The 24,305-nt window shown below is 68.4% G+C and carries 17 protein-coding genes and 1 riboswitch; of the genes, 10 read left to right on the top strand and 7 right to left on the bottom strand.

Annotated elements, in window-relative coordinates:
* Nucleotides 1–44 precede the first annotated feature (44 nt).
* Nucleotides 45–3,542, bottom strand: coding sequence for a hybrid sensor histidine kinase/response regulator (locus HBF32_RS15915; RefSeq protein ID WP_166700768.1), 3,498 nt, complete (start codon nucleotides 3,540–3,542; stop codon nucleotides 45–47).
* A gap of 123 nt (nucleotides 3,543–3,665) precedes the next feature.
* Here HBF32_RS15915 and HBF32_RS15920 point away from each other — a divergent pair, with 123 nt between their 5' ends.
* The 5 genes from HBF32_RS15920 to HBF32_RS15940 all read left to right on the top strand — a co-directional run bounded on the left by HBF32_RS15920 (nucleotide 3,666) and on the right by HBF32_RS15940 (nucleotide 8,329).
* The gene (locus HBF32_RS15920; RefSeq protein WP_166700769.1) at nucleotides 3,666–5,117 is read left to right on the top strand and encodes a GTPase; all 1,452 of its coding nucleotides are present in this window, start codon (nucleotides 3,666–3,668) and stop codon (nucleotides 5,115–5,117) included.
* A gap of 103 nt (nucleotides 5,118–5,220) precedes the next feature.
* Entirely contained in the window at nucleotides 5,221–5,847 is a 627-nt protein-coding gene (locus tag HBF32_RS15925) for a YceI family protein (protein ID WP_166700770.1), read from the top strand.
* The gene (locus HBF32_RS15930; protein WP_166700771.1) at nucleotides 5,831–6,415 is read left to right on the top strand and encodes a cytochrome b; all 585 of its coding nucleotides are present in this window, start codon (nucleotides 5,831–5,833) and stop codon (nucleotides 6,413–6,415) included. The genes HBF32_RS15925 and HBF32_RS15930 overlap by 17 nt, the downstream gene beginning before the upstream one ends.
* Nucleotides 6,412–6,972: a YceI family protein gene (locus HBF32_RS15935; RefSeq protein WP_193570513.1), complete on the top strand. Its 561-nt coding sequence runs from the start codon at nucleotides 6,412–6,414 to the stop codon at nucleotides 6,970–6,972. The genes HBF32_RS15930 and HBF32_RS15935 overlap by 4 nt, the downstream gene beginning before the upstream one ends.
* A 7-nt stretch (nucleotides 6,973–6,979) precedes the next feature.
* The gene (locus HBF32_RS15940; RefSeq protein WP_166700772.1) at nucleotides 6,980–8,329 is read left to right on the top strand and encodes a GTP-binding protein; all 1,350 of its coding nucleotides are present in this window, start codon (nucleotides 6,980–6,982) and stop codon (nucleotides 8,327–8,329) included.
* An 86-nt stretch (nucleotides 8,330–8,415) separates the two neighbouring features.
* On the opposite strand, the gene HBF32_RS15945 is transcribed toward HBF32_RS15940, so the two are convergent.
* A complete protein-coding gene (locus HBF32_RS15945) occupies nucleotides 8,416–8,646 on the bottom strand; it encodes a glutaredoxin family protein (protein ID WP_166700773.1) in 231 nt (76 codons plus the stop codon).
* A gap of 75 nt (nucleotides 8,647–8,721) precedes the next feature.
* Here HBF32_RS15945 and HBF32_RS15950 point away from each other — a divergent pair, with 75 nt between their 5' ends.
* Entirely contained in the window at nucleotides 8,722–10,104 is a 1,383-nt protein-coding gene (locus HBF32_RS15950) for an L-serine ammonia-lyase (protein WP_166700774.1), read from the top strand.
* Nucleotides 10,105–10,288: 184 nt separating this feature from the next.
* Here HBF32_RS15950 and HBF32_RS15955 read toward each other — a convergent pair whose 3' ends face one another.
* A complete protein-coding gene (locus tag HBF32_RS15955; protein WP_166700775.1) occupies nucleotides 10,289–10,669 on the bottom strand; it encodes a hypothetical protein in 381 nt (126 codons plus the stop codon).
* Between the two features lie 162 nt (nucleotides 10,670–10,831).
* Between HBF32_RS15955 and HBF32_RS15960 the strand changes: the two genes are divergently transcribed.
* A complete protein-coding gene (locus HBF32_RS15960; protein WP_166700776.1) occupies nucleotides 10,832–12,502 on the top strand; it encodes an APC family permease in 1,671 nt (556 codons plus the stop codon).
* Nucleotides 12,503–12,643: 141 nt separating this feature from the next.
* Here the strand turns inward: HBF32_RS15960 and HBF32_RS15965 are convergent, their stop codons facing one another.
* From HBF32_RS15965 to metX, 3 genes are read right to left on the bottom strand one after another with little or no spacing between them, the layout of a single operon-like run.
* Entirely contained in the window at nucleotides 12,644–13,711 is a 1,068-nt protein-coding gene (locus HBF32_RS15965; protein ID WP_166700777.1) for a homoserine dehydrogenase family protein, read from the bottom strand.
* Nucleotides 13,708–14,901 carry a cystathionine gamma-synthase gene (gene metB / locus HBF32_RS15970; protein WP_166700778.1) on the bottom strand — a complete coding sequence of 398 codons (1,194 nt, stop codon included), beginning with the start codon at nucleotides 14,899–14,901 and terminating at the stop codon, nucleotides 13,708–13,710. The genes HBF32_RS15965 and metB overlap by 4 nt, the downstream gene beginning before the upstream one ends.
* Nucleotides 14,898–15,941 (bottom strand): homoserine O-succinyltransferase MetX, encoded by a 1,044-nt coding sequence (metX, locus tag HBF32_RS15975; protein ID WP_166700779.1) that lies wholly within the window; start codon nucleotides 15,939–15,941, stop codon nucleotides 14,898–14,900. Before metX ends, metB begins: the two co-directional genes overlap by 4 nt.
* 90 nt (nucleotides 15,942–16,031) lie before the next feature.
* Nucleotides 16,032–16,145: riboswitch (SAM riboswitch) on the bottom strand.
* Nucleotides 16,146–16,365: 220 nt separating this feature from the next.
* On the opposite strand from metX, the gene HBF32_RS15980 reads away from it, so the two are divergent.
* Nucleotides 16,366–17,967 (top strand): peptide chain release factor 3, encoded by a 1,602-nt coding sequence (locus HBF32_RS15980; protein ID WP_166700780.1) that lies wholly within the window; start codon nucleotides 16,366–16,368, stop codon nucleotides 17,965–17,967.
* A gap of 14 nt (nucleotides 17,968–17,981) precedes the next feature.
* On the opposite strand, the gene HBF32_RS15985 is transcribed toward HBF32_RS15980, so the two are convergent.
* The gene (locus HBF32_RS15985) at nucleotides 17,982–19,640 is read right to left on the bottom strand and encodes an FAD-dependent oxidoreductase (protein WP_166700781.1); all 1,659 of its coding nucleotides are present in this window, start codon (nucleotides 19,638–19,640) and stop codon (nucleotides 17,982–17,984) included.
* 132 nt (nucleotides 19,641–19,772) lie between these two features.
* Between HBF32_RS15985 and HBF32_RS15990 the strand changes: the two genes are divergently transcribed.
* Together HBF32_RS15990 and HBF32_RS15995 are read left to right on the top strand one after the other, a co-directional pair.
* A complete protein-coding gene (locus HBF32_RS15990) occupies nucleotides 19,773–20,678 on the top strand; it encodes a CPBP family intramembrane glutamic endopeptidase (protein ID WP_166700782.1) in 906 nt (301 codons plus the stop codon).
* A 98-nt stretch (nucleotides 20,679–20,776) separates the two neighbouring features.
* Complete coding sequence (locus HBF32_RS15995; protein ID WP_166700783.1) at nucleotides 20,777–24,304, top strand: response regulator; 3,528 nt, start codon at nucleotides 20,777–20,779, stop codon at nucleotides 24,302–24,304.
* Nucleotide 24,305 lies beyond the last annotated feature (1 nt).

A 24,305-nucleotide genomic window follows, 5' to 3' on the forward strand; every position in this document is an offset into this window, starting at 1 on the left:
GGGAAAGCCGCTGGGCCCCCGCCTGCGCAGGGGCACAGGGGGTGTCAGGCGTCTGCCGTCGTGCACACCTGCTCCAGCGTGGCGTCGAGGTCGTTGCCCGTCATCGGTTTGCGCAGCAGGGCATCCATGCCTGCGTCCCTCACGGTCGCCACTTCGTTGCCCGCCGAGCGGGCCGTGACGGCGACGATCGGGATGTCCCCCACCGCTTCCATGCGCCGCACCATGCGTGCCACCTGGAAACCGTCGACCACGGGCAGGTCGAGGTCGAGCAGCATGGCATCGAAGCGCTCGCGCGAAAGTTCCATCATGGCGGCGAGGCCATCGCCGACCGCCGTCACCATGTGGCCGCGTTCGCGCAAGAGGCCGGCGATCACGTCGCTGACCACCGGATCGTCCTCGACCAGCAGCACGCGCCTGCCCGCGACAGTGGGTGCGGGTAGCGGTAGGCGCGCGCTGCAATCGCCGCAGCGACACGGTTCCAGCGGCAGGCGCACGACGAAGGCGGTACCCCTGCCCAGCTCGCTGCGTACGCGGATGCTCCCGCCCATCAGCGTGCAGAGTTCGTAGCAGATCGCCAGGCCGAGCCCCGAGCCTTGCGAACGTTGCGGCGAACCGCCCTGCTCGAAACGCGAGAAAACGCGCGCGCAGAGTTCGGCCGACATGCCCGGCCCAGTGTCGGTCACGGTCATCACGAGGGACCCGCCCTCATAAGCCATGTGCAGGGACACCCCGCCGCACTCGGTGAACTTGATCGCATTGTTCACGAGGTTCTGCAGGATCTGGCGAAGACGGATCGCGTCGCCGCGCACCGCGACCGGCACGTTGGCGTCGAGCGCGGAGGACAGGCTCAATGCCTTTTCCTTCGCATTGCCCGCCGCGAGGGCGACCACTTCGTCCGTCATCGTCCGGAGCACGACGCATTCGGATTCGAGCAACAGCCGGCGGGCCTCGATGCGCGTGATGTCGAGCGCGTCGTTCACCAGCCGCAGCAAGGTGGTGCCTGAACGGCGCACCGCCTCGACGTAGGCGCGCTGCGTGTCGTCCAGCGGTGTGCTCGCCATCAGTTCGGCCATGCCGAGCACGCCCGTCATCGGCGTCCGGATCTCGTGGCCCAGCGTAGCCATGAAATCCGTTTTCGCGGCATTGGCTTCCTCGGCCAGCCGCCGTTGCTGCTCCGCGAGCTTCAGCCGCATGGCCTGGCGCACGCGACGGCGCGTGTTCACGACGATGGCCACGGCGACCGCGACGAGGAGCAGCGCGTACGTGAGCCACGCCCACCAGCGCCGCCACGGTGGCGAGTCGACGACGATCGTAAGGGGGTGGGCCAGCACGCCGCTGACATCGTCGCGTCCCGCCCCGGAAATCGAGAGCCGGTAGACGCCGGGGGCGAGCGGACCGAAGCTGCGAAGACCGTCCTTGCCCGTGCGCAGCTTCGTGGTTTCGCCCTCGTGTTCGAGCGAGAACACGAGGTGGTTGCGGTCGGGATTGACGTAGGAGAGCGCACGCGCACGCACGATCAGCTCGCGATCGTTCCACCCGAGGCGAAGCATGTCTTCGTCGATGGGCAGCGGCACGCGTGCTCCGCCGCGCGACACGGTGGCACCGAGGACGACGATCGCCGGCTTGCGGGTATGATCGCGCTGGCGGTCGGGACGGAAGCCGACGAGGCCGCCAAGCGTGGCGCCGTACATGGTGCCGTCGTCGAGGAGCACCGTGCCGGCATGCGTGAACTCGCCGTTGGCGAGACCGTCGGCGAGGCCGAACGGCCGGAACTTGTCGGTGCCCGGATCGAAGCGCCACACGCCGGTTTCGCCGTTGAGCCAGAGCCGTCCGGCCACGTCCCGGCGGACGTTGAGGATGTCGGCGGAGGGAAAGCCGTCCGCGCCTTTCACACAGCGGTCGCGCTGGGCGATGCGTCCGTCCCAGCGGTAATGCTCGATGCCGTCCGGGCGGACGATCCAGAAACCGTCCTCGTCCGGCTCGAAGGCGTTGATCCGCCCCGCGGGAACGCCGGTGACGAAGCGCATTTCGCCCGACGCGCGGTCCAGCCGCGCGAGGCCCGCGAGGCTCGCCTGCCAGAGTTCGTCGCCCACCACCTCGATCTGCCGCGTCTCGGTCATGCCGCGGCGCGCCGCGGCAAAAGGAATGGCTTTCGCGCGGGCGAGGTGCGCATCCAGGCGGAACAGCCCCTGCCCCTGCGCCGCGACGTACACGGTGCCGTCGGGACCGGGCGCCATCATCGTCACCGGATGATCGATGAGTCCGCGCAGCAGCGGCCAGGTCTGTCCGTGGCGCCCCACGGAGAGGCCCTTCACGGTACCGATCAGCAAGCCCCGCGGCACTTCCAGCAGCGCCTGGATACGGGTGGGGGCGATGTCGAATCCTTCGGACGTCCTGCCCGTGGCCGGGTCGAAGCCACGTATCCAGCCGTGCATGCCGCCCACCCACAGTTTGGTGCTGCCCTGCGCCGCCACCGCCGTGACGGTGCGGCCGGGAAAACTGAAGGGATCCGTGGGCACGTGCGCGAAACGCGTGAAGTCTTCCCAGGCGGGGCCCAGGTAGGCGAGGCCGCCGTCGCTCAACGCGAACCAGAGGCCGTGCTCGCGGTCCTCGAGCATGCCGCGCACGGTTCGTCCGGGCAGACCGCCCTGCGCGGTCCAGGCTCCCCGTACCGCGTGGAGGCGTCCGTAGCGGTCGAGCATCGAGAGGCCGTCGGAACCGGCGACCCACAAGGTGCCATGGCTGTCCGCCAGCGACGCGTTCACCGGCGATCCCCCAAGCCTGCGGTCGCGGTGCAGCAGCCCGTCGGGAGCGAGGCGGTAAAGGCCACGCTCCGTCGCGAAGCGCAGTTCCGCGGCGTGGCCGTCGATGCGCTGCACGCGCGGATGGCTTCCGTCTTCGAACGGCACGCGAGAGATGCCGCCCTCCGTATCGACCACGTCGACGCCCGCGTCCGTACCGATCCACACGCGGCCATCGTCGGACGCGTGCAAGGCGTGCACCGAGGCGGACGCCGGACTGTCGGCACCCGGCGCGACGTATTGCATGTCGCTGCCGTCCGCCTGCATGTGCATGAGGCCGCCGCTGGTGCCGACCCAGATCGATCCGTCGCGTGCCTGCGCGATCGCGCGCACGTCGTCGTCCACAAGGCCGTCGCGCCATTGGACGAAGGTGCTCGTGGCGGGATCGTAGCGGCCGAGGCCGAAATCGGCCCCACCGATCCACACGCGATCGATGGAATCCACCAGCAGGGCCGTTACGCCCCCCGCGGGAATCGGATGGGCCTTGTCGGGCCCGATGCCCGGGCTGGCGAACTGCACGCCGTCGAAACGGGAAAGCCCCACCGACGTACCGACCCAGATGAAGCCCTGGCTGTCCTGGGCCACGACCTGGACCTTGCTGCTGGGGAGGCCTTCGAGCAGGCCATAACTGCGGAACTGCGGCGTGGGCACGGGCGGCATCGTGGCGGCCTGCACGGTGAGCGCCATGATCGAACCGACCACGACCGCGAGGATCCATCTCGGGAGGAGCGTGACATGCATACGCGGATTCCTGGTGCGTTCCCGATCATGCCATGCAGGCCGGCACGGGCAATCGGCGCTACCCGGAGCGGCATGTAGGCATCCGCCGACATCGCCCCGGCGGCATGCGTCTAGAATGCGGGCATGTCCTCCCGGCTCCGTCTCCTCCTGGCCGCCGTCGGCCTGCTCGCCCTCGCCTGGCTGCTGCTGGCCGCACTCGATCGCGCGCTGGCCCTGGCCCAGCGTTTCATGGGCCTCCCGACAGGCATGCGCTGGCTCGTGGGCGGGGTCCTGCTGCTCGTCGCGCTGGCCGGCGCGGGTCTAGGCGTCTGGTGGCTGCGTCCGCGCAAACCGCGCACGCCCGTCGTCGCACCGGACCGCGCTTCGCTCGAGGCGCGCATCGAACGCCTGCGCGAAGCGGACACCGACGTTGAGGAACTTCGCAAAGAGCTCGGCGAACTCGACCGCCGGCGCGAGAGCGACCGCACTTACCTGGCCGTGTTCGGCGAGATCTCCACCGGCAAGTCCACCCTCATCGCCGCGCTCGTGCCAGGCGCCTCGCCGGAGCGGGACGCGCGCGGCGGAACGACGCGCGACGTCGTCACTTACGAGACTTCCGCGTGGGACGCGCCCTGGACCGTCGCCGACGTACCCGGTTCGTCGGAAGCCGACGGCGAGACCCGCGAGCGACTGGCGCGCGAGGAAGCGCTGCGCGCGCACGCGGTGATCTACGTGTGCGCCGGCGACCTCACCCGGACGCAAGGGGACGAACTGCGTTGGCTCGGCGATTTCGGCAAACCGTTGCTGCTTGCGGTGAACAAGGCCGACCAGTGGACGCCCGACGAACTCGCACGGATCCTGTCGCGCGTGCGCGAACAGGCCGGTGGCGTTCCCGATGCGGTGCTCGCGATCAGCGCCGGCGGCGAGGAGCGTTTCACGCGCCGCCTGCCCGATGGAAGCACGGAGGACGTCACGCGCCGCCGTGCCGCCAACGTGCAGCCGCTGCTGGACGCGCTGCGCCAGCTGCTCGCACCCGGCTCCGCCGCGCTGGAAGCGCAACGCCAGAACGCCGTGCTCGCCGGGCTTCACGAGCGCACCGGCGAGCGCGAGCGCGCATGGCGCGGCGTGGAGGCGGAACGCATCGTCCGTCGCTATGCGCGGCGCGCCGTCGTCGGCGCCATGGCCGCGGTCGCGCCCGGCAGCGACCTGGTGATCCAGGGCGCGCTCGCCACGGGCATGGTGCGGGCCCTGGCGGCACTCCACGATGTGCGCGTCACCGACGTGGAGATCGACAACCTTCTCCGCCAGGTCCGCATGACCTTGCGTACCGGCACGTCGGTGGCGCTCGCCGTGGCGGGCAACGCGCTGAAGGCCTTCCCCGGGCTGGGCACCCTCGGCGGCGGCGTCCTGCATGCGTTCGCCTATGCGTTGATCTTCGACAGTTTCGGCCGCGCGCTGGCGGCCACGCTCGCCGAACGCCGGACGCTCGACCAGGAGGACGCCGGGGAGCGCATGCGCGAACTGCTCGGCGAAGCCGGCGCCTCCCGGCTCCGGCATCTCGCCGAACTGACCGGCGAGGCGCTTCGGGACCGCTGAGCGAACGCTGCGTTCGCCGCGGGTGGGCTGACAACCTGGCGCCGTCCGCGCCACACTAACTCCTCCAGGCCGCGTCGCGGCCCCGTGCGACAGGCCATCACGTATGCGTCACGCCCGATTACTGCCACTCCCGGTCCTCGCGTTCGCGGCGGGGCTGGCCAGTGCGGAGCCCGTCACTTACCGCATGGACCCCGTGCACAGCCAGGTGGTCTTCAACGTCGACCACAATGGGTTCTCGCGTTCGTTCGGGCGCCTGCGGATCGCCGAAGGCAAGGTGGTGTTCGATCGGGACGACTGGTCGAAATCGTCCGTCGAGGCCACCATCGACCTCGGCTCCGTGGACATGGGCGACCCCAACTGGGACAAGGCCGTGCGGGGCTCGAACCTGCTGGACAGCGCGCGTGCGGGCACGGCGCGTTACGTGAGCGACGCGGTGGAGAAGCGCGGCGACGACGAAGGCGTGGTGCACGGCAAGCTCACCCTGCGCGGCATCACCCTTCCGCTGGATATTCCCTTCCGGGTGAATCGCGTGGGCAGGACGATATTCGGCATGCACACCGTCGCGGGGTTCTCCGCGTACGTGACGCTCGACCGCACGGCTTACGGCATGACCGCCAATCGCGGATCGATAGGCTCCGACGTGGCAGTATGGCTCGAGATCGAAGCCATCCGCGGCGGAGAAGCCGGCAGCAACGACGACAAGGAGACCCACGATGCCACTGCGCAGTGACCCTATCCGCTGGAGTACCGTCGCCAAGACCTTCCATTGGACGATGGCGCTGCTGATCCTCGGCAACGGCGCGTTCGCCTTCTGGATGGATGGACTGAAGCCATCGCTGCACAAGATCGACATGTTCGCCCTGCACAAGTCGATCGGACTCACCGTGCTCGCGCTGTTCTTCCTGCGCCTGCTGTGGCGCGCGTTCGACCGGCGCCCGCCGGACGAACCGGCGCCCGGCTGGCAACGCACGGCCGCGCACATCGTGCATGGCCTGCTCTATCTGCTGATCGTCTGCATCCCGCTCAGCGGGTGGGCCTTCAACTCCGCCCACGGCTTTCCGCTTCAGTACTTCAAGCTGTTCAACCTGCCTGCGCTGGTCGGAAAGAACGACGGCCTGTCGGAAATCCTCGAATCCGTACACGAGTCCCTGTTCTGGTTCCTGCTCCTCGTGCTCGTCGCCCACGTGGGCGGTGCGATCAAGCACCACGTCGTCGATCGCGACGACACCCTCCGCCGCATGCTGCCCTTCGGCCGCGCGAAGCGGAGCACTTCCCCCTCTCCCGGAGACACCCCATGACCCCGACGATCCGCCGCCTGTCCGTCCTCGGCCTTGCGCTGGCCCTGCCCTTCGCCGCCAACGCGGCGGATTACAAGGTCGGCCCCGGCAGCACGCTCGGTTTCAGCGGAACGTTCCAGGGCCAGCAGTTCGACGGCAGCTTCGGCAAGTTCGATGCCGCCATCAGCTACGACCCGGCGAACCTCGCCACCGCGAAGTTCGACGTGACGGTGGATGTCGCCACGGCGAAGACCGGCGACAACGATCGCGACGGCGCCCTGCCCGGCGCGGATTTCTTCGACGCCGCGAAATTCCCGAAGGCGCATTACGTCACCACGGGCTTCACCAAGGACGCCAGGGGCAACGTCGTCGCCAACGGCAACCTCACCCTGCACGGCATCACGAAGCCGGTGGCGCTCAAGGTGGTTTTCAACCCGGCGGCCGGTGGCGCGCGCCTGTCCGTCACCGGCACGCTCAAGCGCCTCGACTTCGGCGTGGGCAGCGGCGATTACAAGGACACCTCGACGATCGCCGACGAGGTGCTGGTCAACGGCACGCTGAACCTGCTGCCGAAGTAAACGGCGCATGGCGGCCTGGCGCGAACGTCTGCGCGGTCTTGCCGGCCGCTTTCGCCGCGGCGGCGACGCCGTGCCCGCGACCGACCAGCGCGGCGGTCCCGTCGCCGCCAGCCTGCGCGACCTGCTCGCGGATCCATCGATTCCCGCCGACGTGCGCGAATCGATGGCCTCCGATTTCCAGCGCGTCGAACGCATGCTCGACCGGCTCGAGAACGAGGAACTGCACGTGGCCGTCTTCGGTCGCGTATCGGCCGGCAAGTCGGCGCTGGGCAACGCGCTGCTCGGGCGCGACGCCTTCGCGGTCGGTGTGCTCCACGGCACCACGACGGAAGCCGACGCGGCTCGCCTGGACGAAGCGGCCAGCGCGGGGCTCGTCCTCATCGACACGCCGGGGATCAACGAACTCGGCGGCGAGGCGCGGGAGAAGCTGGCCTTCGAGGTCGCGGAAGTCAGCGACCTCGTCGTCTTCGTCGCCGACGGCGACCTGACGAGGGACGAGCGCGACGCCCTGCGCACGCTCGCCGCGACGCGGCGCCCCTTGCTGCTCGTCCTCAACAAGGCGGACCGCTACGGCGACGAGGAGCGTGACGGCCTGCTGGCGCGCCTGCGCGAACACGCCGCCGGACTGGTCGGCGCCGAGGATGTCATCGCCGTCGCCGCCCGGCCCTCGCCGCGCGACGTCGTCGAGGTGGACGCCACGGGACGCGAGCGGCGAAGCAGCGAAGCACGGGTGCCCGATGTATCGGCGCTGCGGGCACGACTGCTCGCCATCGCCGACCGCGAGGGCAAGGCGCTATCGGCGATCAACGCCGGCCTGTTCGCCGGCCGGCTCACCGACCAGGTGAGCGAGCGCATCGCCGCCACCCGGCGCGAGGTCGCCGGTGGCGTCATTCGCCAGTACTGCATCGCCAAGGCGGTGGCCGTGGCGCTCAACCCCGTCCCCGTGGCCGACCTGCTGCTCGCCGGCGGCCTGGACGCCGCGATGGTGGTCCAACTCGGCCGCGTCTACGGCCTGCCGCTCACCCGCAGCGAGTCGGGACGCCTCGTCGCCGTCATTACCACGCAGCTGGCCGCGCTGATGGGCGCGGTGTGGGGGGTACAGCTGGTGGCCTCGGCACTGAAAGGCATCAGCGGCGGCCTGTCGGTGGTCGTCACCGCCGCGGCGCAGGGCGCCCTGGGCTGGTACGCCACGGTGCTGATCGGACGCGCGGCCGAACATTACCTGGTTTCCGGGAAATCGTGGGGCGAGCACGGCGCGAAACGCGCGGTCGCCGGCATCGTGGCCAGCCTGGACCGCGATTCGATCCTGCGCGAGGCGCGCGAGGAAATCCTGCGGCGCCTGAAGACCAGCCGCTGACGATTCCCGCAGGAGCCGCTATAGCGGCAAGAAGCCCGCGGAGCGATGAAAGCGGTGAGGCGGTCCCCTCGCCGCTATAGCGGCTCCTACAGCGTCCCGTCAAAGGAACGAAGGGCTGCCACATCGAACGGCCAGTCCAGCTCCACCCCGTCGCTGCGCCTCAGCACCGGCACCCGCGTCCCATACCGCGCCTCGAGCGCCTCGTCGTCGTCGATCCAGACGGAGTCGAAATCCGGGAAGCGTGCCTCCGCGAGCACGGCCAGGGCCTGGTCGCAGAGGTGACAGTCGTCGCGCTGGAAGAGGATGAATCGGGACATTCGCTGATGTATGGGGTCGCAAGGCGCGGAGGCGTAGAATAACCGGTCACCCCACAGCCTACCTCCGCACCCGCCATGGCAGTCAGCGTCTTCGACCTCTTCAAGATCGGCATCGGCCCGTCCTCGTCGCACACCGTGGGCCCGATGCGCGCCGGTGCGCGCTTCGCCGAGCACTGGCTGGAGGAGAAAGGCGTGCTGGAACGCGTGGCACGCGTGCGCTGCGAACTGTTCGGCTCACTGGCGATGACCGGCCGCGGCCACGGCACGGACAAGGCCGTGCTGCTGGGCTTCGAGGGCGAATGGCCCGACCGCGTGGATCCGGACACCATTCCGGCCACCCTGGAGCGGATCCGCTCCAGCAAGCGCATCCGCATCCTCGGACGCCACGAGATCCCGTTCGACGAGAAAAGCGACCTCGTCTTCAACAAGCGGCAGAAGCTCCCGTTCCATACGAACGGCATGCGCTTCTCGGCCTACGACGCGGAAGGCAGCGAACTGGCCACGCGCGACTACTACTCGGTGGGCGGCGGCTTCGTCGTGAACCCCGACGAGGCGGCGGAAGACCGCATCGTCGCCGACACCAGCGAACAGCCGTTCCCCTTCTCCACCGGCGACCAGCTGATGTCGCTGTGCAAGGAGAACGGGCTCACCATCGCCCAGCTGATGATGCGTAACGAAGCCATCTGGCGTCCGGAAGCCGAGACGCGGGCGGGCCTGCTGACGATCTGGAAAGCCATGCAGGATTGCGTGGCCCGCGGCCTGCGCTCCCCCGGCGTACTGCCGGGCGGGCTGAAGGTCAACCGCCGCGCGCCTGCGATGGCCGCCGAACTGCGCGCACAGCCCGAAGCCTCGCTGCGCGATCCGCTCACCATCCTCGACTGGGTGAACCTCTACGCCCTCGCCGTGAACGAGGAAAACGCCGCCGGCGGCAGCGTGGTCACCGCGCCGACCAATGGCGCGGCGGGCATCGTTCCGGCGGTGCTCCACTACTACCGGCATTTCTGTCCGAGCGCGACGGAAGACGGCGTGATCGAGTTCCTGCTCACCGCCGGTGCCATCGGCATCCTCTACAAGGAAAACGCATCGATCTCGGGCGCCGAGGTCGGTTGCCAGGGAGAAGTGGGCGTGGCCTGCTCGATGGCCGCGGGAGGGCTCGCCGCCGCGTTGGGCGGCACTGTCACCCAGGTGGAGAACGCGGCGGAGATCGGCATGGAGCACAACCTCGGCCTGACCTGCGATCCCATCGGCGGCCTGGTACAGATTCCCTGCATCGAGCGCAACGCCATGGGCGCGGTGAAGGCGATCAACGCCAGCCGCATGGCGCTGAAGAGCGACGGCAAGCACCACGTGTCGCTGGACAAGGTGATCGCCACCATGCGCGACACGGGCCGCGACATGAAGGACAAGTACAAGGAAACCTCGCGCGGCGGCCTGGCCGTGAACGTCATCGAGTGCTGACCCTGGAAACCGCCGCCTGCAAAGCGAATGTGGGAGCCGCCATAGCGGCGAAAAGCCAACGAAGCAATGAAGCGGCGAGGCCGAATCCCCTCGTGTAGGAGCCGCTATAGCGGCGAGAAAACCTGGCGACTTGGCCGCAAGACCGCTCTCGCCGCTATAGCGGCTCCTACAGGGATACCCCTGATCAACGGGCCGGACACATTCGCGGCAGCCGGTCCACCGTCTCGACGCGGACCGGTTCGTCCTCCCCCCACCAGTTGGCGACGGCCGTATAGCACACCCGCAATTTCCCACGACGGGTGTCGAAGCGCTGCTTGCTCGTGTAGGCGAAACATGAAACCGAGGCCAGGTGGCCGAGCTCGCGCATGGTTATGGCGCAGCGCCGCACGGCTTCCACGGGATCCTCGCCGGGGTACAGCGTGAAGTAGAAACCCTTGGCGGTACGGTCGTACGACTCGGAATCGATCAGCCGGCCCTTGTCGCTCCATTGCTCTTCGGCTGCGGCGATGCCGCATGCCGACAGGGCAAGGAACAACATGCCAATGGCGACCCACTTCGAACGCATCCGACCCCCTTCGTCCCTACCGCGTCGGTCAGTGTATATCGATGCGACGACACATGGGGACGGCAACCACGGGCTGACAGGGAGAGCCGGGGCTGTCATCATCCGGCCCTTGTGCCGCCCCCGGGCCCGGGCTCCGCCCTGTCCCGTTCGACCGGAGTCACCATGTCTCATAGCGCTATCCGCCGCGACGTCGGCGCCTTTGCCCTCATGCTTACCGGCCTGGGCTCGATCATCGGCTCAGGCTGGCTGTTCGGCGCCTGGCACGCCGCCCAGCTCGCCGGCCCCGGCGCGATCTACGCCTGGATCATCGGTGCCGTCATCATCCTCTTCATCGCCCTCACCTACGCGGAATTGGGAGCGATGTTCCCCGAATCGGGCGGCATGGTCCGCTACGGCCATTACTCGCACGGCTCCCTGGTGGGCTTCATCGCCGGCTGGGCGAACTGGATCGCCATCGTCTCGGTGATTCCGGTCGAGGCCGAGGCCTCCGTTCAGTACATGGCCTCCTGGCCGTGGGAATGGGCGTCCTGGACGAAAGACCTGTATGTGGTCACCAATGGCCACGGCGAACTGACCCCGCCGGGCCTCGCCATCGCCGTGGTGCTGGTGATGGTCTATTTCTTCCTCAATTTCTGGAGCGTGAAGATGTTCGCCAAGAGCAACACGGCGATCACGGTCTTCAAGCTGGTGGTGCCCGCCGCCACCGCCATCGCGCTCATCGCCACCAGCTACAACCCGGGCAACTTCCATATCGGCGCGCATGGCGGCGCGCATGCGATCAACATCTCCTCGATCCTCACCGCCGTCGCCATCTCGGGCATCGTCTTCAGCTTCAACGGCTTCCAGAGTCCGGTGAACCTCGCCGGCGAAGCACGCAACCCGGGGCGCAGCGTGCCGCTGGCGGTGATCGGTTCGATCCTGCTGGCCACGGTGGTCTACGTGCTGCTCCAGGTGGCCTTCATCGGCGCCGTCCCGCCCGACCAGCTCGGCAACGGCTGGGCCGGCCTCGACTACGCCTCGCCCTTCGCGCAGCTCGCCACCGCGCTGATGATCAACTGGATGGCCATCCTGCTCTACGCCGACGCCTTCGTCAGCCCGAGCGGCACCGGCGCCACCTACACGGCCACCACCGCGCGCATGATCTACGCCATGGAGCGCAACGGTCACCTGCCGAAGATCTTCGGCCACATCCATCCGCGTTTCGGCATCCCGCGCCCGGCGATGTGGCTGAACCTCGTCGTCAGCTTCATCTTCCTGTTCTTCTTCCGCGGCTGGGGCACGCTGGCGGCGGTGATCTCGGTCTCGACGATCATCTCCTACCTCACCGGACCGGTGAGCGTGATGACCCTGCGTCGTACGGCGCCGGAACTGAAGCGCCCGCTGCGCATCCCCGGGCTGCCGGTCCTCGCCGCGCTCGCCTTCATCTTCGCCACCGAACTGCTGTACTGGGCGAAGTGGCCGCTTACCGGCGAGATCATCCTGCTGATGGTCGTCGCGCTGCCGCTGTATTTCTACTACACGGCCAAGACCGGCTGGGACGAATTCGGCAAGCACATGAAGGGGGCCTGGTGGCTGATCGTCTACCTGCCGGTCATCGCCTTCGTCTCCTGGGCGGGCAGCAAGACCTTCGGCGGCCACGATTACATCCCGTACGGCTACGACCTCGCGCTGGTCGCCGTGCTGGGCGCGATCTTCTACTTCTGGGGCATCGCCACGGGCTGGCGCACGCCGATGGTCGAAGCCGCGCGCTTCCACCACGAAGAGGTGGAGCCCGGCGAGCCGGACCTCCCGCCGAGCGCGGACGAGGCCGAGAAGATCACCGGCCACAGGTAAACAGGAAACCGCCCCTCGGGGCGGTTTTTTTTGGGCGTTGTGTGGGAGCCGGCTATTGCCGGCGATCCCGCGGCAGCGGGCAAGCTTGCCGCGAGCACCCATCGCCGCTGAAGCGGCTCCCACACAAAGCCGGGACGGTCGTCATAAGGACAGCACGTCGCCGAGTAGAGCCTGCGCGGTAATCTCAGGCCCCGCCCCCGGCCCCTGGATCACCAGGGGCGTCGCGTGGTAACGCGTCGTGGTCAGCGCGAACTGGTTGTCGGTGCCGCTCAGGCGTGCCGCCGGATGATCGGCGGAGACTTCGACCAGCCCTACGCGTGCACGACCGCGCTGGTTCAGGCGGGCCAGGTAGCGCAGCACCTTGCCGTTGGCCCTTGCCTGCGCATGACGCTCGCGCAGCGGCTCGTCCAGTTCCTCGAGCCGGTCGAGGAAGGCTTTCGTGTCCATGTCGCGCAGTGCGGCGGGTACCAGGCTTTCCACTTCCACCTCGTCGCTGCCCAGGGCGAAACCCGCGTTGCGGGCGATGATCAGCAGCTTGCGCGCCACGTCTTCGCCGGAGAGGTCGGAGCGCGGATCGGGCTCGGTGAAGCCCAGGCGCCGCGCGTCGCGCAACAGGGCCGAGAACGGCCGGCTGCCGTCGTACTGGTTGAACAGCCAGGAGAGCGAGCCGGAGAACACACCTTCGAGGGTGAGCAGGCTGTCGCCGCAGTGACGCAGGCGGCGAAGCGTGGAGAGGACCGGTAATCCCGCGCCGACCGTGGCCGCGTCGCCATAGACGGTTCCCCCCGCGGTGGCCTTCTGCAGGGCGCGCCAGCCGGACAGCTGGCCGCCGGCGAGGGCCTTGTTCGCCGTAACGACGTGGTAGCCGGCGGCCAGCCATTCCGGATGGCGGCCGGCCTCGACGGCGCAGGCCGTGGCGTCGATCACCACTTTCCTCGTCGCACCGCTGGCATCCAGCGCCGCGAGCAGCGGCGCGTCGTCGCGGTCCTCCCTGCCCCTCGCCAGACGTTCCGCCACCTCCGCGGGCGGCAGGCCGTCCGGGAGCACGTGCTGGCGTTTCGAGTTGGCGGCGCCCACGAGGCGCAGCGAACGCGCCGCGGGGGTGCCCAGCAGCGCGAGCAGCGCGCGGCCCACGACACCGGTACCGAGCAGCACGACGGCGGTGCGCGGCGCCGTATCCGCGAGCGGCGCGACAGCCACGGCGCTCATGCGCCGACCTTGCGTTTGGACACCGGGGAAGCGACGCCTGCGGCGCGTGCCAGGCCCGCCTCGATGTCGTCGATCAGGTCGTCGCCATCTTCGATGCCGACCGACAGGCGCAGCAGGTTGTCGGCGATGCCGGCGACGCGGCGCGCCTCCGGTGCCATGGCCGCATGCGTCATCGTGGCCGGATGGGCGACGAGGCTTTCCACGCCACCCAGCGATTCCGCCAGCGAGAAATAGCGCAAGCCGTCGACGAAAGCCTCGATGGCATCGGTACCCCCGGCGATCTCGAAGCTCAGCATCGCGCCGAAACCGTACTGCTGGCGCTGCGCGAGGGCATGGCCCGGATGCGCGGCGAGACCGGGGTAATAGACGCGCTCCACGGCATCGTGGCCGTCGAGCAGCGCGGCGATCCGACGCGCGTTTTCCTCATGCGCGCGCAGGCGCACGGAAAGCGTGCGCACGCCGCGCAACGTGAGGTAGCTGTCGAACGGAGAGCCGGTCACGCCGTTGCAATTGCCCCACCACTTCAGCTGTTCGGCCACGGCGGGATCGGCGGCGATCACCGCGCCGCCGACCACGTCGCTATGGCCATTGATGTACTTCGTCGTCGAATGCACGACCACGTCGGCACCGAGTTTCAGCGGCTGCTGCAAGGCCGGCGACAGGAACGTATTGTCGACGACGGTCAGCGCGCCGGCGGCGCGTGCCGCCTGCGCGACATGGCGTACGTCGGTGATGCGCAGCAGCGGGTTCGACGGCGTCTCGATCCATACGAGCGCGGGCTTCGCAGCGAGGCCTTCGGCCAGCACCGAGGGATCGGTGAAGTCCACGAAGCGTACCTGGAAGCGGCCCTTGCGCGCCCAGGCGTCGAGCAGGCGCCACGTGCCGCCGTAGCAGTCGTGGGCGGCAAGGACAAGCGCGCCGGCAGGCACCAGTTCGAGCGCCAGCGCCACCGCCGACATGCCGGTACCCGTGACCACCGCGCCGGCACCCTCCTCCAGTTCGGCAAGCGCTTCGGCGAGGAGGTCGCGCGTGGGATTGCCGCTGCGCGAATAGTCGTAAGGACGCTTCCGGCCGAAGCCTTCGAACGTGTAGTTGGTCGAGAGGTGCAACGGCGGTACCACGGCGCCGTGCTGCGTATCGGATTCGATGCCGGCGCGCACGGCGCGGGTACAGGGACGGGAATCGGTCATGGTTTAGGGACTCCGTAACAGTCGTTGAGTGCCTGACGCAGCACGGGAGCGAGCTGCACGGTTTCTTTGAGGAAGGCATCGTGGCCATAGGGCGAATCCAGCACCTCGAGGGTGGCCGTGCCTCCGAGGCGGCGCTGCAACTCGCACAGGTCGGCGAGCGGTACGAGGCGATCGGAAGGGAAGCCCACCAGCGTGGTCGGCGCGGAAATGTCCTCCGGCGCCACGTCGTGCAGGTCGATCGACTCGGACAGGGCGAGGAAACGCTCCGGGTCGAAACGTTCGACGAACCGGCGGCCGGCGTGCTCGAGGTAGTCCTCCACGGGGAAGTGGAATCGACCGTCGCGCCACTCCGGCCCGGCGGCGAAGCGGCGGGAGAACTCCTCGCTGCCGCGGTAGGTGGTCATGGCGAGCTGCCGCGCGAGGGCCAAGGCCTCGCCGGTACGGCCCGACGCGAGTCCCAGCCGGACAATGCCGCGCTGCACCGAGCGCTGCGCCGTGGAGAGCGGATGCGGACGATGCGCGCCGGCTAGCAGCACCAGCGATTTGAGTTTCCCCGGGTGGCGGGCGGCGAAGGCCAGGCCGACCATGGCGCCGTAGGACGAACCGACGAAGGCCTGCACGCGGCCGATGCCCAGCTCGTCCACGAGTGCGGCCAGGGCCGCCGCCTGGTCTTCGCTGGACACCGAGGCCACGCCGCCGATGTCTTCCGGAACCAGCCAGTCGATGGAGAGGACGCGGCAGGTGGAAAGATCGATGGCGGCGCCTTCGGCCACCAGGGTGTCCCACCAGCCCGCCGCGCGCTCGCGTCCAGAGCAGACATCCCGGTCGGCCGAGATGCCTCCCTGCACGATGACCGTGGGTGCGTCGGGGGCGCCGCACCACAGGTATCGGACGTCCGCCTCGACAGGCTCGCCGCCGTACTTCGGCGCGAAGGCGACGCGGCGGGTACCGCGCTGCTCTGTGAGGTCGGACGGACGGCGAGGCGCGGCGGGGGCGGCCGCTTGGGGAAGGGAGATCACGGTGGCGGGCTCTGCTGGCATGTCCGGGTTCCTGCGTCGGGATCGAGCCCCTGCGGAACCGTTAAGGACTGCCTGCGCCACGGGTACGCGGACGCGTGCCCCGAACGGACATTCCCATCTATCGGCCGGCGTGAAACCACGCCCCGCAGGAGTTGGCACCGTCGCGGAAATCCGCAGGTTGCCCCGGCTTCAAAGGGCCTGTCCCTCAGCCGGTCTCGATGAGTGGAATCGACGATACGCGTGGATGCCTGTCGTGTCAACAGACGTTTAGACGTCCAGATGGCCATAAAGAAAATGTGGGAGCCGCTATGGCGGCGAGAAGCCCACGGAGCGATGAAGCGGCGACGCAGACTCCCCTCGCCGCCATGGCGGCTCCTACAGGGCCCGGCAGCGGACCCTGACCCCTGCTAGAATAGGGGGTTAGCCAGGATCACGACCCAGACCGATGTCCGCACACCTCACCGAAACCCGCCGCCGGCGCAGCTTCGCCATCGTCAGCCATCCCGACGCGGGCAAGACCACCCTGACCGAAAAGCTGCTGCTGTTCGGTGGCGCCATCCAGATGGCCGGCTCCGTGAAGAGCCGCAAGGCCGCGCGCCATGCCACCTCGGACTGGATGGCGCTGGAAAAGGAGCGCGGCATCTCGGTGACGTCCTCGGTGATGCAGTTCCCGTACAACGAGGCCATCGTCAACCTGCTCGACACCCCGGGTCATGCGGACTTCTCCGAGGATACCTACCGCGTGCTGACCGCGGTGGACTCGGCGCTGATGGTCATCGACTGCGCGAAGGGCGTCGAGGAGCGCACCATCAAGCTGATGGAGGTGTGCCGCCTGCGCGACACGCCGATCATGACCTTCATCAACAAGCTCGACCGCGAGGGACGCTCGCCGATCGAACTGCTCGACGAAGTGGAGTCGGTGCTCGGCATCGCCTGCGCACCGGTGACCTGGCCCATCGGCATGGGCTCCCGCCTGAAGGGCGTGTACCACGTGCTGCTCGACGAGGTGCACATCTTCGAGCCCGGCAAGAACTTCACCCGCCAGGACTCCACCATCTTCAAGGGCCTCGACCACCCGGAACTCGCCGCTCGCATCGGCCAGGCCGCGCTCGATGAAGTGCGCGACGAACTCGAACTCGTGCTTGGCGCGTCCAATCCGTTCGACGTGGAGTCCTACCTCGCCGGCAAGCAGACGCCGGTGTTCTTCGGCTCTGCCGTGAACAACTTCGGCGTACAGCTGCTTCTCGATTTCTTCGTGGAGCATGCGCCCTCGCCGCGCCCGCGCGACACGCTCAGCCGCGAGGTGAAGCCGGAGGAAGAGAAGCTCACGGGCTTCGTCTTCAAGATCCAGGCGAACATGGACCCCGCCCACCGCGACCGCGTCGCGTTCATGCGCGTGTGCTCCGGCACGTACACCGCGGGCATGAAGATGCAGCAGACGCGCACGGGCAAGGAGGTGCGGATCGCCAACGCCCTCACCTTCATGGCCTCCGACCGCGAGATCGTCGAGCGCGCTTACCCGGGCGACGTGATCGGCCTGCACAACCACGGCACGATCACCATCGGCGACACCTTCACCGAGGGCGAGCCACTGTCGTTCACCGGCATCCCGAACTTCGCGCCCGAACTCTTCCGCCGCGCACGCCTGCGCGATCCGATGAAGATGAAGGCCCTGCAGAAGGGCCTGGCGCAGTTGTCGGAAGAAGGCGCCACGCAGTTCTTCCGCCCGCTCATGTCGAACGACCTCATCCTCGGCGCGGTCGGCGTGCTGCAGTTCGACGTGGTCGCGTACCGCCTGAAGGACGAATACAACGTGGATGCCACGTTCGAGCAGGTCGGCGTCGCCACCGCGCGCTGGATCCATTGCGACGACGCGAAGAAGCTCGAGGAGTTCCGCGAGAAGAACGCGGGCAACCTCGCCATCGATGCGGCGGGCGAACTGGTCTACCTTGCGCCGACGCGCGTGAACCTGCAGCTGGCGCAGGAGCGCTGGCCGACGGTGCGCTTCTCGGCGACGCGCGAACACGCGGCTTCCGTCGAGGTGTGAAGACCCGTGCGAGGTTACATCGGTGACGGATTGAGGAAGCGGTGGATGGCCTGGACCACCACCGAGCCCTCGCCGACGCCCGATGCCACGCGCTTGATCGAGCCCGAGCGCACGTCGCCCACCGCGAATACGCCGCGCAAGGTCGTGGCGTAAGGCGACGGCGTCGCATAACCGTCGGAGTCCCGGCCGGTAAGCACGAAGCCCTTGCGGTCGAGGTCCAGGCAACCGTCCAGCCAGGCGGTGTTCGGCTCGGCGCCGATCATCACGAACAGGCTGCCTGCCTTGATCCGCTTCTGCGTGCCGTCGGCGCATTTCCAGCCCACTTCGCGCAGGTACGCGTCGCCGTCGAGGTGATCGACCTGGCAGCGCGGATGCAACGTGATCCGTGGCGACTGCGCGATGCGTTGCACGAGGTAATCCGACATCGTCGAGGCCAGCCCTTCGCCACGCACGAGGATATGCACGTGGGCCGCCGTACGCGCGAGGAACACGGCCGCCTGACCCGCGCTGTTGCCGCCGCCGACCACCACGATCTCCTCGCCGGCACAAAGCGTGGCCTCCATCGCCGTGGCGGCATAGTGGATGCCCTGGCCTTCGAAGCGCTCGTAGTCGAGGTGGTCGAGCTTGCGATAGCGCGCGCCGGTGGCGACCACGACCGCGCGCGCGCGCACCGAGGTACCGTCGTCGAGCAGGAGCGTGTAGGGATGTTTCGCGCAATCCATGCCCTCCACCGACCGCGCGATCGCCATGTGCGCCCCGAATTTCATGGCCTGCACCTGCGCACGCCCGGCCAGCGCCTGCCCGGAAATGCCCGTCGGGAAGCCAAGATAGTTCTCGATCTTCGAGCTGGTGCCGGCCTGCCCGCCGGGAGCGAGTGCCTCGAGCACCAGGGTGTCGAGCCCTTCGGATGCCGCATAGACGGCGGCGGCGAGACCGGCGGGCCCGGCGCCGATCACCGCCACGTCGTGCACGTGCTCGCTGTCGAGCAGGATGGCGATGCCCAGCTCGTCCGCCAGTTGGGATGTGCTGGGGCAACGCAACACACGCCGGTCCGGCATCACCACGACGGGGCATTCCGACGGACGGAGTCCCAGGCAGTCGAGGAGGTGCATCGCATCCTCGTCCACGTCGGTATCGAGAAGGCGGTACGGGTAGCCGTTGCGGATGAGGAAACTGCGCAGGCGCACGGTATCGGCCGCATGCGCGGAGCCGGCCAGCGTGACGCCGCCCTGGCCGCTCTGGATCAGGGCCACGCGGCGCAGGATGAACGCACGCATGATGATCTCGCCGATATCCGGCTCCCCGGACACCAGCTTGCGGAAACCGATCGGATCGACGCGGACGAGCCGCGAATCCGAGCCGGTGCGCCCATTCACCATGACCTGTCTTTCGCTGAACAGGTCCACCTCGCCCGTGAACTGGGACGGGCCATGCACGACGAAGATGCTCGGCTGGCCGTCCTTGTCCAGGTCGTAGATCTCGATGCAGCCCTCGATCACGAAGAAGTAATCGATCCTGCGGTCGCCGCGCCGGAACAGCACGGTGCCGGCGGGCACGAGTTCCTCCACCCCATACTTCACGAGACGGGCCGCCATCTCCTCGTTGAGGGAAGGAAAGGTCTGCTCGCGGCGATTCAGCGGACTGGACGGGTCGTTGTCGGGAGGAATGGCCATCGGGTCGATCCAGGGATCCGGGTAAGTGTGCCGGCGCCGCGACCATAGCGGAGGCGGCGCGTGGCGATCTTGTATCGGAAGACCATCATGCCTGCGTAGACTGCGACTGCAAGCCCATCCGAAGAGAAACCCATGCCTGCCGAGCCGACCGTCGCGACGCCTCCGTCGTTGCCCCTGCGCGTGCTGCGTTCGCCCCTCGGGCGCATCGTGGCCTTCTTCGCCGCGCTGACCGTGCTGGTCATCGTCGCCCGCTCGATCTACGCGGCGCTCGGCCTGCCCAAGGGCGACATTCCGTTCGACAGGATCACGCCCACGATCGAGGTCTTCCGGCTGGCCCCCGCCGTGCTTGCGTACTGGCTGCTCGTCCGGGTCGTCGAGCACCGACGTGTCGACGAGCTGGCCCCACGCAAGGCCCTGCCCCACGTGCTGCTGGGCCTCGCCGGTGGCGCCGTCGTGTTTTCCCTCGTCGTAGGCGCCCTCTGGGCCCTGGGCGCTTACGTCGTCGATGGTACGAACCGGGACGCGCACTGGCTGGGCCCGGTCCTGGCCATGGGCGTGGGTGCCGGCGTGGGCGAGGAAATCGTCAGTCGGGGCGTGATCTTCCGCATCGTCGAGGAAGGGCTGGGCACCTGGGCGGCGTTGCTGGTGTCGGCGGCGGTTTTCGGCGGCCTTCACATAGGGAATCCGAACGCCACGGCATGGAGCGCCCTGGCCATCGCGCTGGAGGCGGGCCTGCTGTTCGGCCTGCTCTACCACGTGACCCGCTCCCTCTGGGTCTGCATGGGCGCACATGCCGCCTGGAACGTCGCGCAGGGTCCGTTCTACGGCATTCCCGTATCGGGTTTCGAACAGCACGGCTTCCTGGTGGCGCATATGCAGGGACCCGACTGGCTCACCGGCGGCGCGTTCGGCGCCGAGGCCTCGGTCGTCGCCCTCGGGCTCTGCTCCGTGGTCACCGCCGCCTGCCTGGCCCTCGCCCTGCGTCGCGGCAGCCTGCTGGCGCCGGCCTGGCGCCGGAAACGGCCCGCCGTCGCGTGACAGGATTCGCATAACGCGGCCTGCGCCATGGAAGGATCACCCGGTTGGGTGTACCAACGAAGGCACGGCCAGCCACCCCCGACTTCACCGGTCCACGCATGCAAACTCCCCCGAAGCGCAATACCTGGCTGGCCGACCAGCCGCTGCAACGCAAGATGCTCCTGGCCATCGGGGCCCTGCTGCTCATGTTCGTGGTGACGAACCTGGGCAACCTCGTCTCGATCGGGCGCGAGAAGGACAGCCGTGCATGGGCCTCGCACACCTACAAGGTGCTCCTCACCCTTGCGGAGCTGGGCGACGCCGCGCAGGCCAGGCAGGCGGCCGCGCGCGGTTATCTGCTGGGCCGCTCGGACAGCGAACGCGCGGATTTCGACACCGCCGACGGGGAGCTCTCGCGCCATGTCGCCCACCTGCGCGAACTGGTCGCCGACAACCCGCTGCAGGAATCCCGCGTCGATCGCCTGCATGACATGCTCGCCCGCTGGAAGTCCGAGGTGGCGACACAGGGGCTCGAGCCGATGCGCGCGGCAGGAGATGCCGACACCGTCGATGCGGCCCTCGCCCGCGAGCGCATACGGCAGGCGTACCTCTCGAACCGCTCCGTGCGGATGAACGACATTCGCACCCTTGTCGGCCAGATGGCTTCCACGGAGCAAGGCCTGCTGGCGGATCGCAGCAGCACGCTCAGCCGCCAGCTTTCCACGACGCAGTGGATCGATATCGGTTCGCTGCTGGCCTGCCTCCTTTTCGCCTGGTTCGTGATCCGCATGACCTTCCGCCTCATTACCCGACCCATCGTGAAGATGACCGGCCTGATGACGCAACTCGCCAACCACGACCACGACATCGAGGTGCGCCAGCTCACGCGACGCGACGAGATCGGCGAGATCGCACGCGCCTTGCAGGTGTTCAAGGAAATGGCGATCGAAAGCACCGGCCAGAACTGGCTGAAGTCTTCGGTCTCCGCGATTTCCGCGCGGCTGCAGGAAGCCACCTCGTATCGCGAGTTCGCCGGCACCCTGATGTCCGAACTGGCCACCTGCCTGCACGCGGGGCTGGGCGTCTTCTACGTGCAACGCGGCGACACCGGGAGGCTCGAACTGCTGGGCAGCTACGGCTACAAGGAGCAGCGCCAGGCCCCGCGAAGCTACGACCCCGGCGAAGGGCTGGTCGGCCAGGCGGCCGTCGAACGCCGCACCATCGTCCTGCGCGACGTTCCGGAGGACTACGCGCGCATCCATTCGGCGACCGGCGAAGCGCCGCCGCGCAGCGTGGTGCTGCTGCCCGTGGTATCCAGGGACGCATTGCTGGGCGTGATCGAGATCGCCGGCTTCGCGCCATTCACCGCGGTGCAGCTTCGCCTGCTCGAGGAACTGATGCCCATCGTCGCCCTCTCGCTGGAAAACCTGCGCCGCACCGCCGAGCTGCAGGACCAGTCGCAACGGCTGGTCGCCTCCGAAGAGGAACTGCGTGTGCAGGCCGAGGAACTACACGCCTCCAACGAGGAACTGCGCGAGAAGGGCATCGCGCTCAACCGGCAGAACGAAGCGCTCGAGGCCTTGCAGAGGGAGACCCACGAAAAGGCCGAGGAACTCGCCAGGGCCAGCCAGTACAAGTCCGAATTCCTCGCGAACATGTCGCACGAGCTGCGCACGCCGCTGAACAGCCTGCTGATCCTTTCGCGCAGCCTGGCCGACAACGACGAGGAGAACCTCAACGCCGGCCAGGTGGAATCAGCGCGCATCATCCACGATGCCGGCTCCAACCTGCTGCACCTCATCAACGACATCCTCGACCTGTCCAAGGTCGAGGCAGGAAAGATGGAACTGGTGGTCGACACCTTCTCCCTGGCCGACCTCGCGCGGACGCTCGGCCGCACGTTCGGCCACGTGGCGCGCGAGAAGAAGCTGGGCTTCGACGTGCGCTTGTCGCCGGACCTGCCCGCGACCATCCGCACGGACGCCGGCAAGCTCGAACAGGTCACGAACAACCTCCTGAGCAATGCGTTCAAGTTCACCGCCCACGGCGGCGTCGAGGTGGAGATCGCGCGGCCGGCCGCGCATGGGTCCGTACCGCCCGGCATGGATCCCGCGCGCACCATCGCCATCGCCGTGACGGATTCGGGCATCGGCATTCCCGCCGACAAGTTCCAGCGGGTGTTCAACGCCTTCGAACAAGTGGACGCGAGTACCAGCCGGCAATATGGCGGCACTGGCCTGGGCCTCGCGATCTCGCGGCGCATCGCCGAACTCCTCGGCGGCGGCATCGCCTTGCACAGCCGGCCGGGCGAAGGCAGCACCTTTACCCTGTTCGTGCCCGAGGCCACTTCCGAGACAGGTGCCCGGCCGGCACCCGTGTCCCACCAGCAGGCCGCCGCGGAAGCCACGCTGCCGCTGTCGCCCGCGCTGATTCCCGACGGGATCGAGGACGATCGCGCTTCGCTCGAACCCGGCGACACGGCGATCCTCGTCGTCGAGGACGACCCCGCCTTCGCCCGCATCCTCGCCGACATGATTCATCGCAAGGGTCATCGCGTGCTCGCCGCCGCCGACGGCGAGTCCGGTCTCGCACTGGCCCGCCGCCATCGCCCCACCGGCATCCTCCTCGACGTGATGTTGCCGGGCATGGACGGCTGGACGGTGATGGAGCGGCTCAAGGCCGATGCCGCCACCCGGCATATCCCCGTGCACTTCATCTCGGCCACGGACGACGCCACGCGCGGACTGGAACTCGGAGCCGTGGGCTTCCTCACCAAGCCGGTGAGCCGCGAGGCGATCACCGGCGCGTTCGAGCGGTTGATGCACTTCGCCGAAGGCCGGACGCGCGAGCTCCTCGTCGTGGACGACGATGCCAGCGCACGCGCCGCGGTCCGGACCTTGCTCAAGGACGATGCGGTGACGATCGACGAGGCGGCCTCGGGCGAGGAAGCCCTCGACATGAGCGCGCGGAAGACCTACGACTGCATCGTGCTCGACCTGGGCCTGCCCGGCATGTCCGGCTTCGATCTCCTGGAGCAGCTGTCGAGCGGCGGCCGCACGCCGCCCGTGGTGGTGTATTCCGGTCGCGACCTGTCCCGCGAGGAAAGCATGCGGATCCGCCAGTACACCGACAGCATCGTGGTCAAGGGCGCGCGCTCCCCGGACCGCCTGCTCGACGAAGTCAGCCTGTTCCTGCATTCCATCCGCCACGGAAGCGCGCCTCCCGCGGAGGCACCGCATACGCTCACCGGACCGGTCGAGATCGACCTGCACGGCCGCCGCCTGCTCCTCGTCGACGACGACATGCGCAACCTGTTCGCCTTGTCCAAGGTCCTTCGTGCGAAGGGCGTCGACGTCGCCATGGCGCAGGACGGCCGGAAGGCACTGGACATGCTGGAGAAGGACGCCGGCATCGAGCTGGTACTGATGGATATCATGATGCCGGTGATGGACGGCTACGAAACCATGCGCGAAATCCGCGCGAGGCGGCCCTTGGCCGACATGCCGATCATCGCGCTCACGGCCAAGGCCATGCGCGGCGACCGCGAGCGCTGCCTGGAGGCGGGCGCCAACGACTACCTGTCCAAGCCCATCGACGTCGACCGCCTCCTTTCGATGATCCGCGTCTGGCTGCCGACACGGGATTGAC

The organism is Luteibacter yeojuensis (assembly GCF_011742875.1).
Classification (GTDB): domain Bacteria; phylum Pseudomonadota; class Gammaproteobacteria; order Xanthomonadales; family Rhodanobacteraceae; genus Luteibacter; species Luteibacter yeojuensis.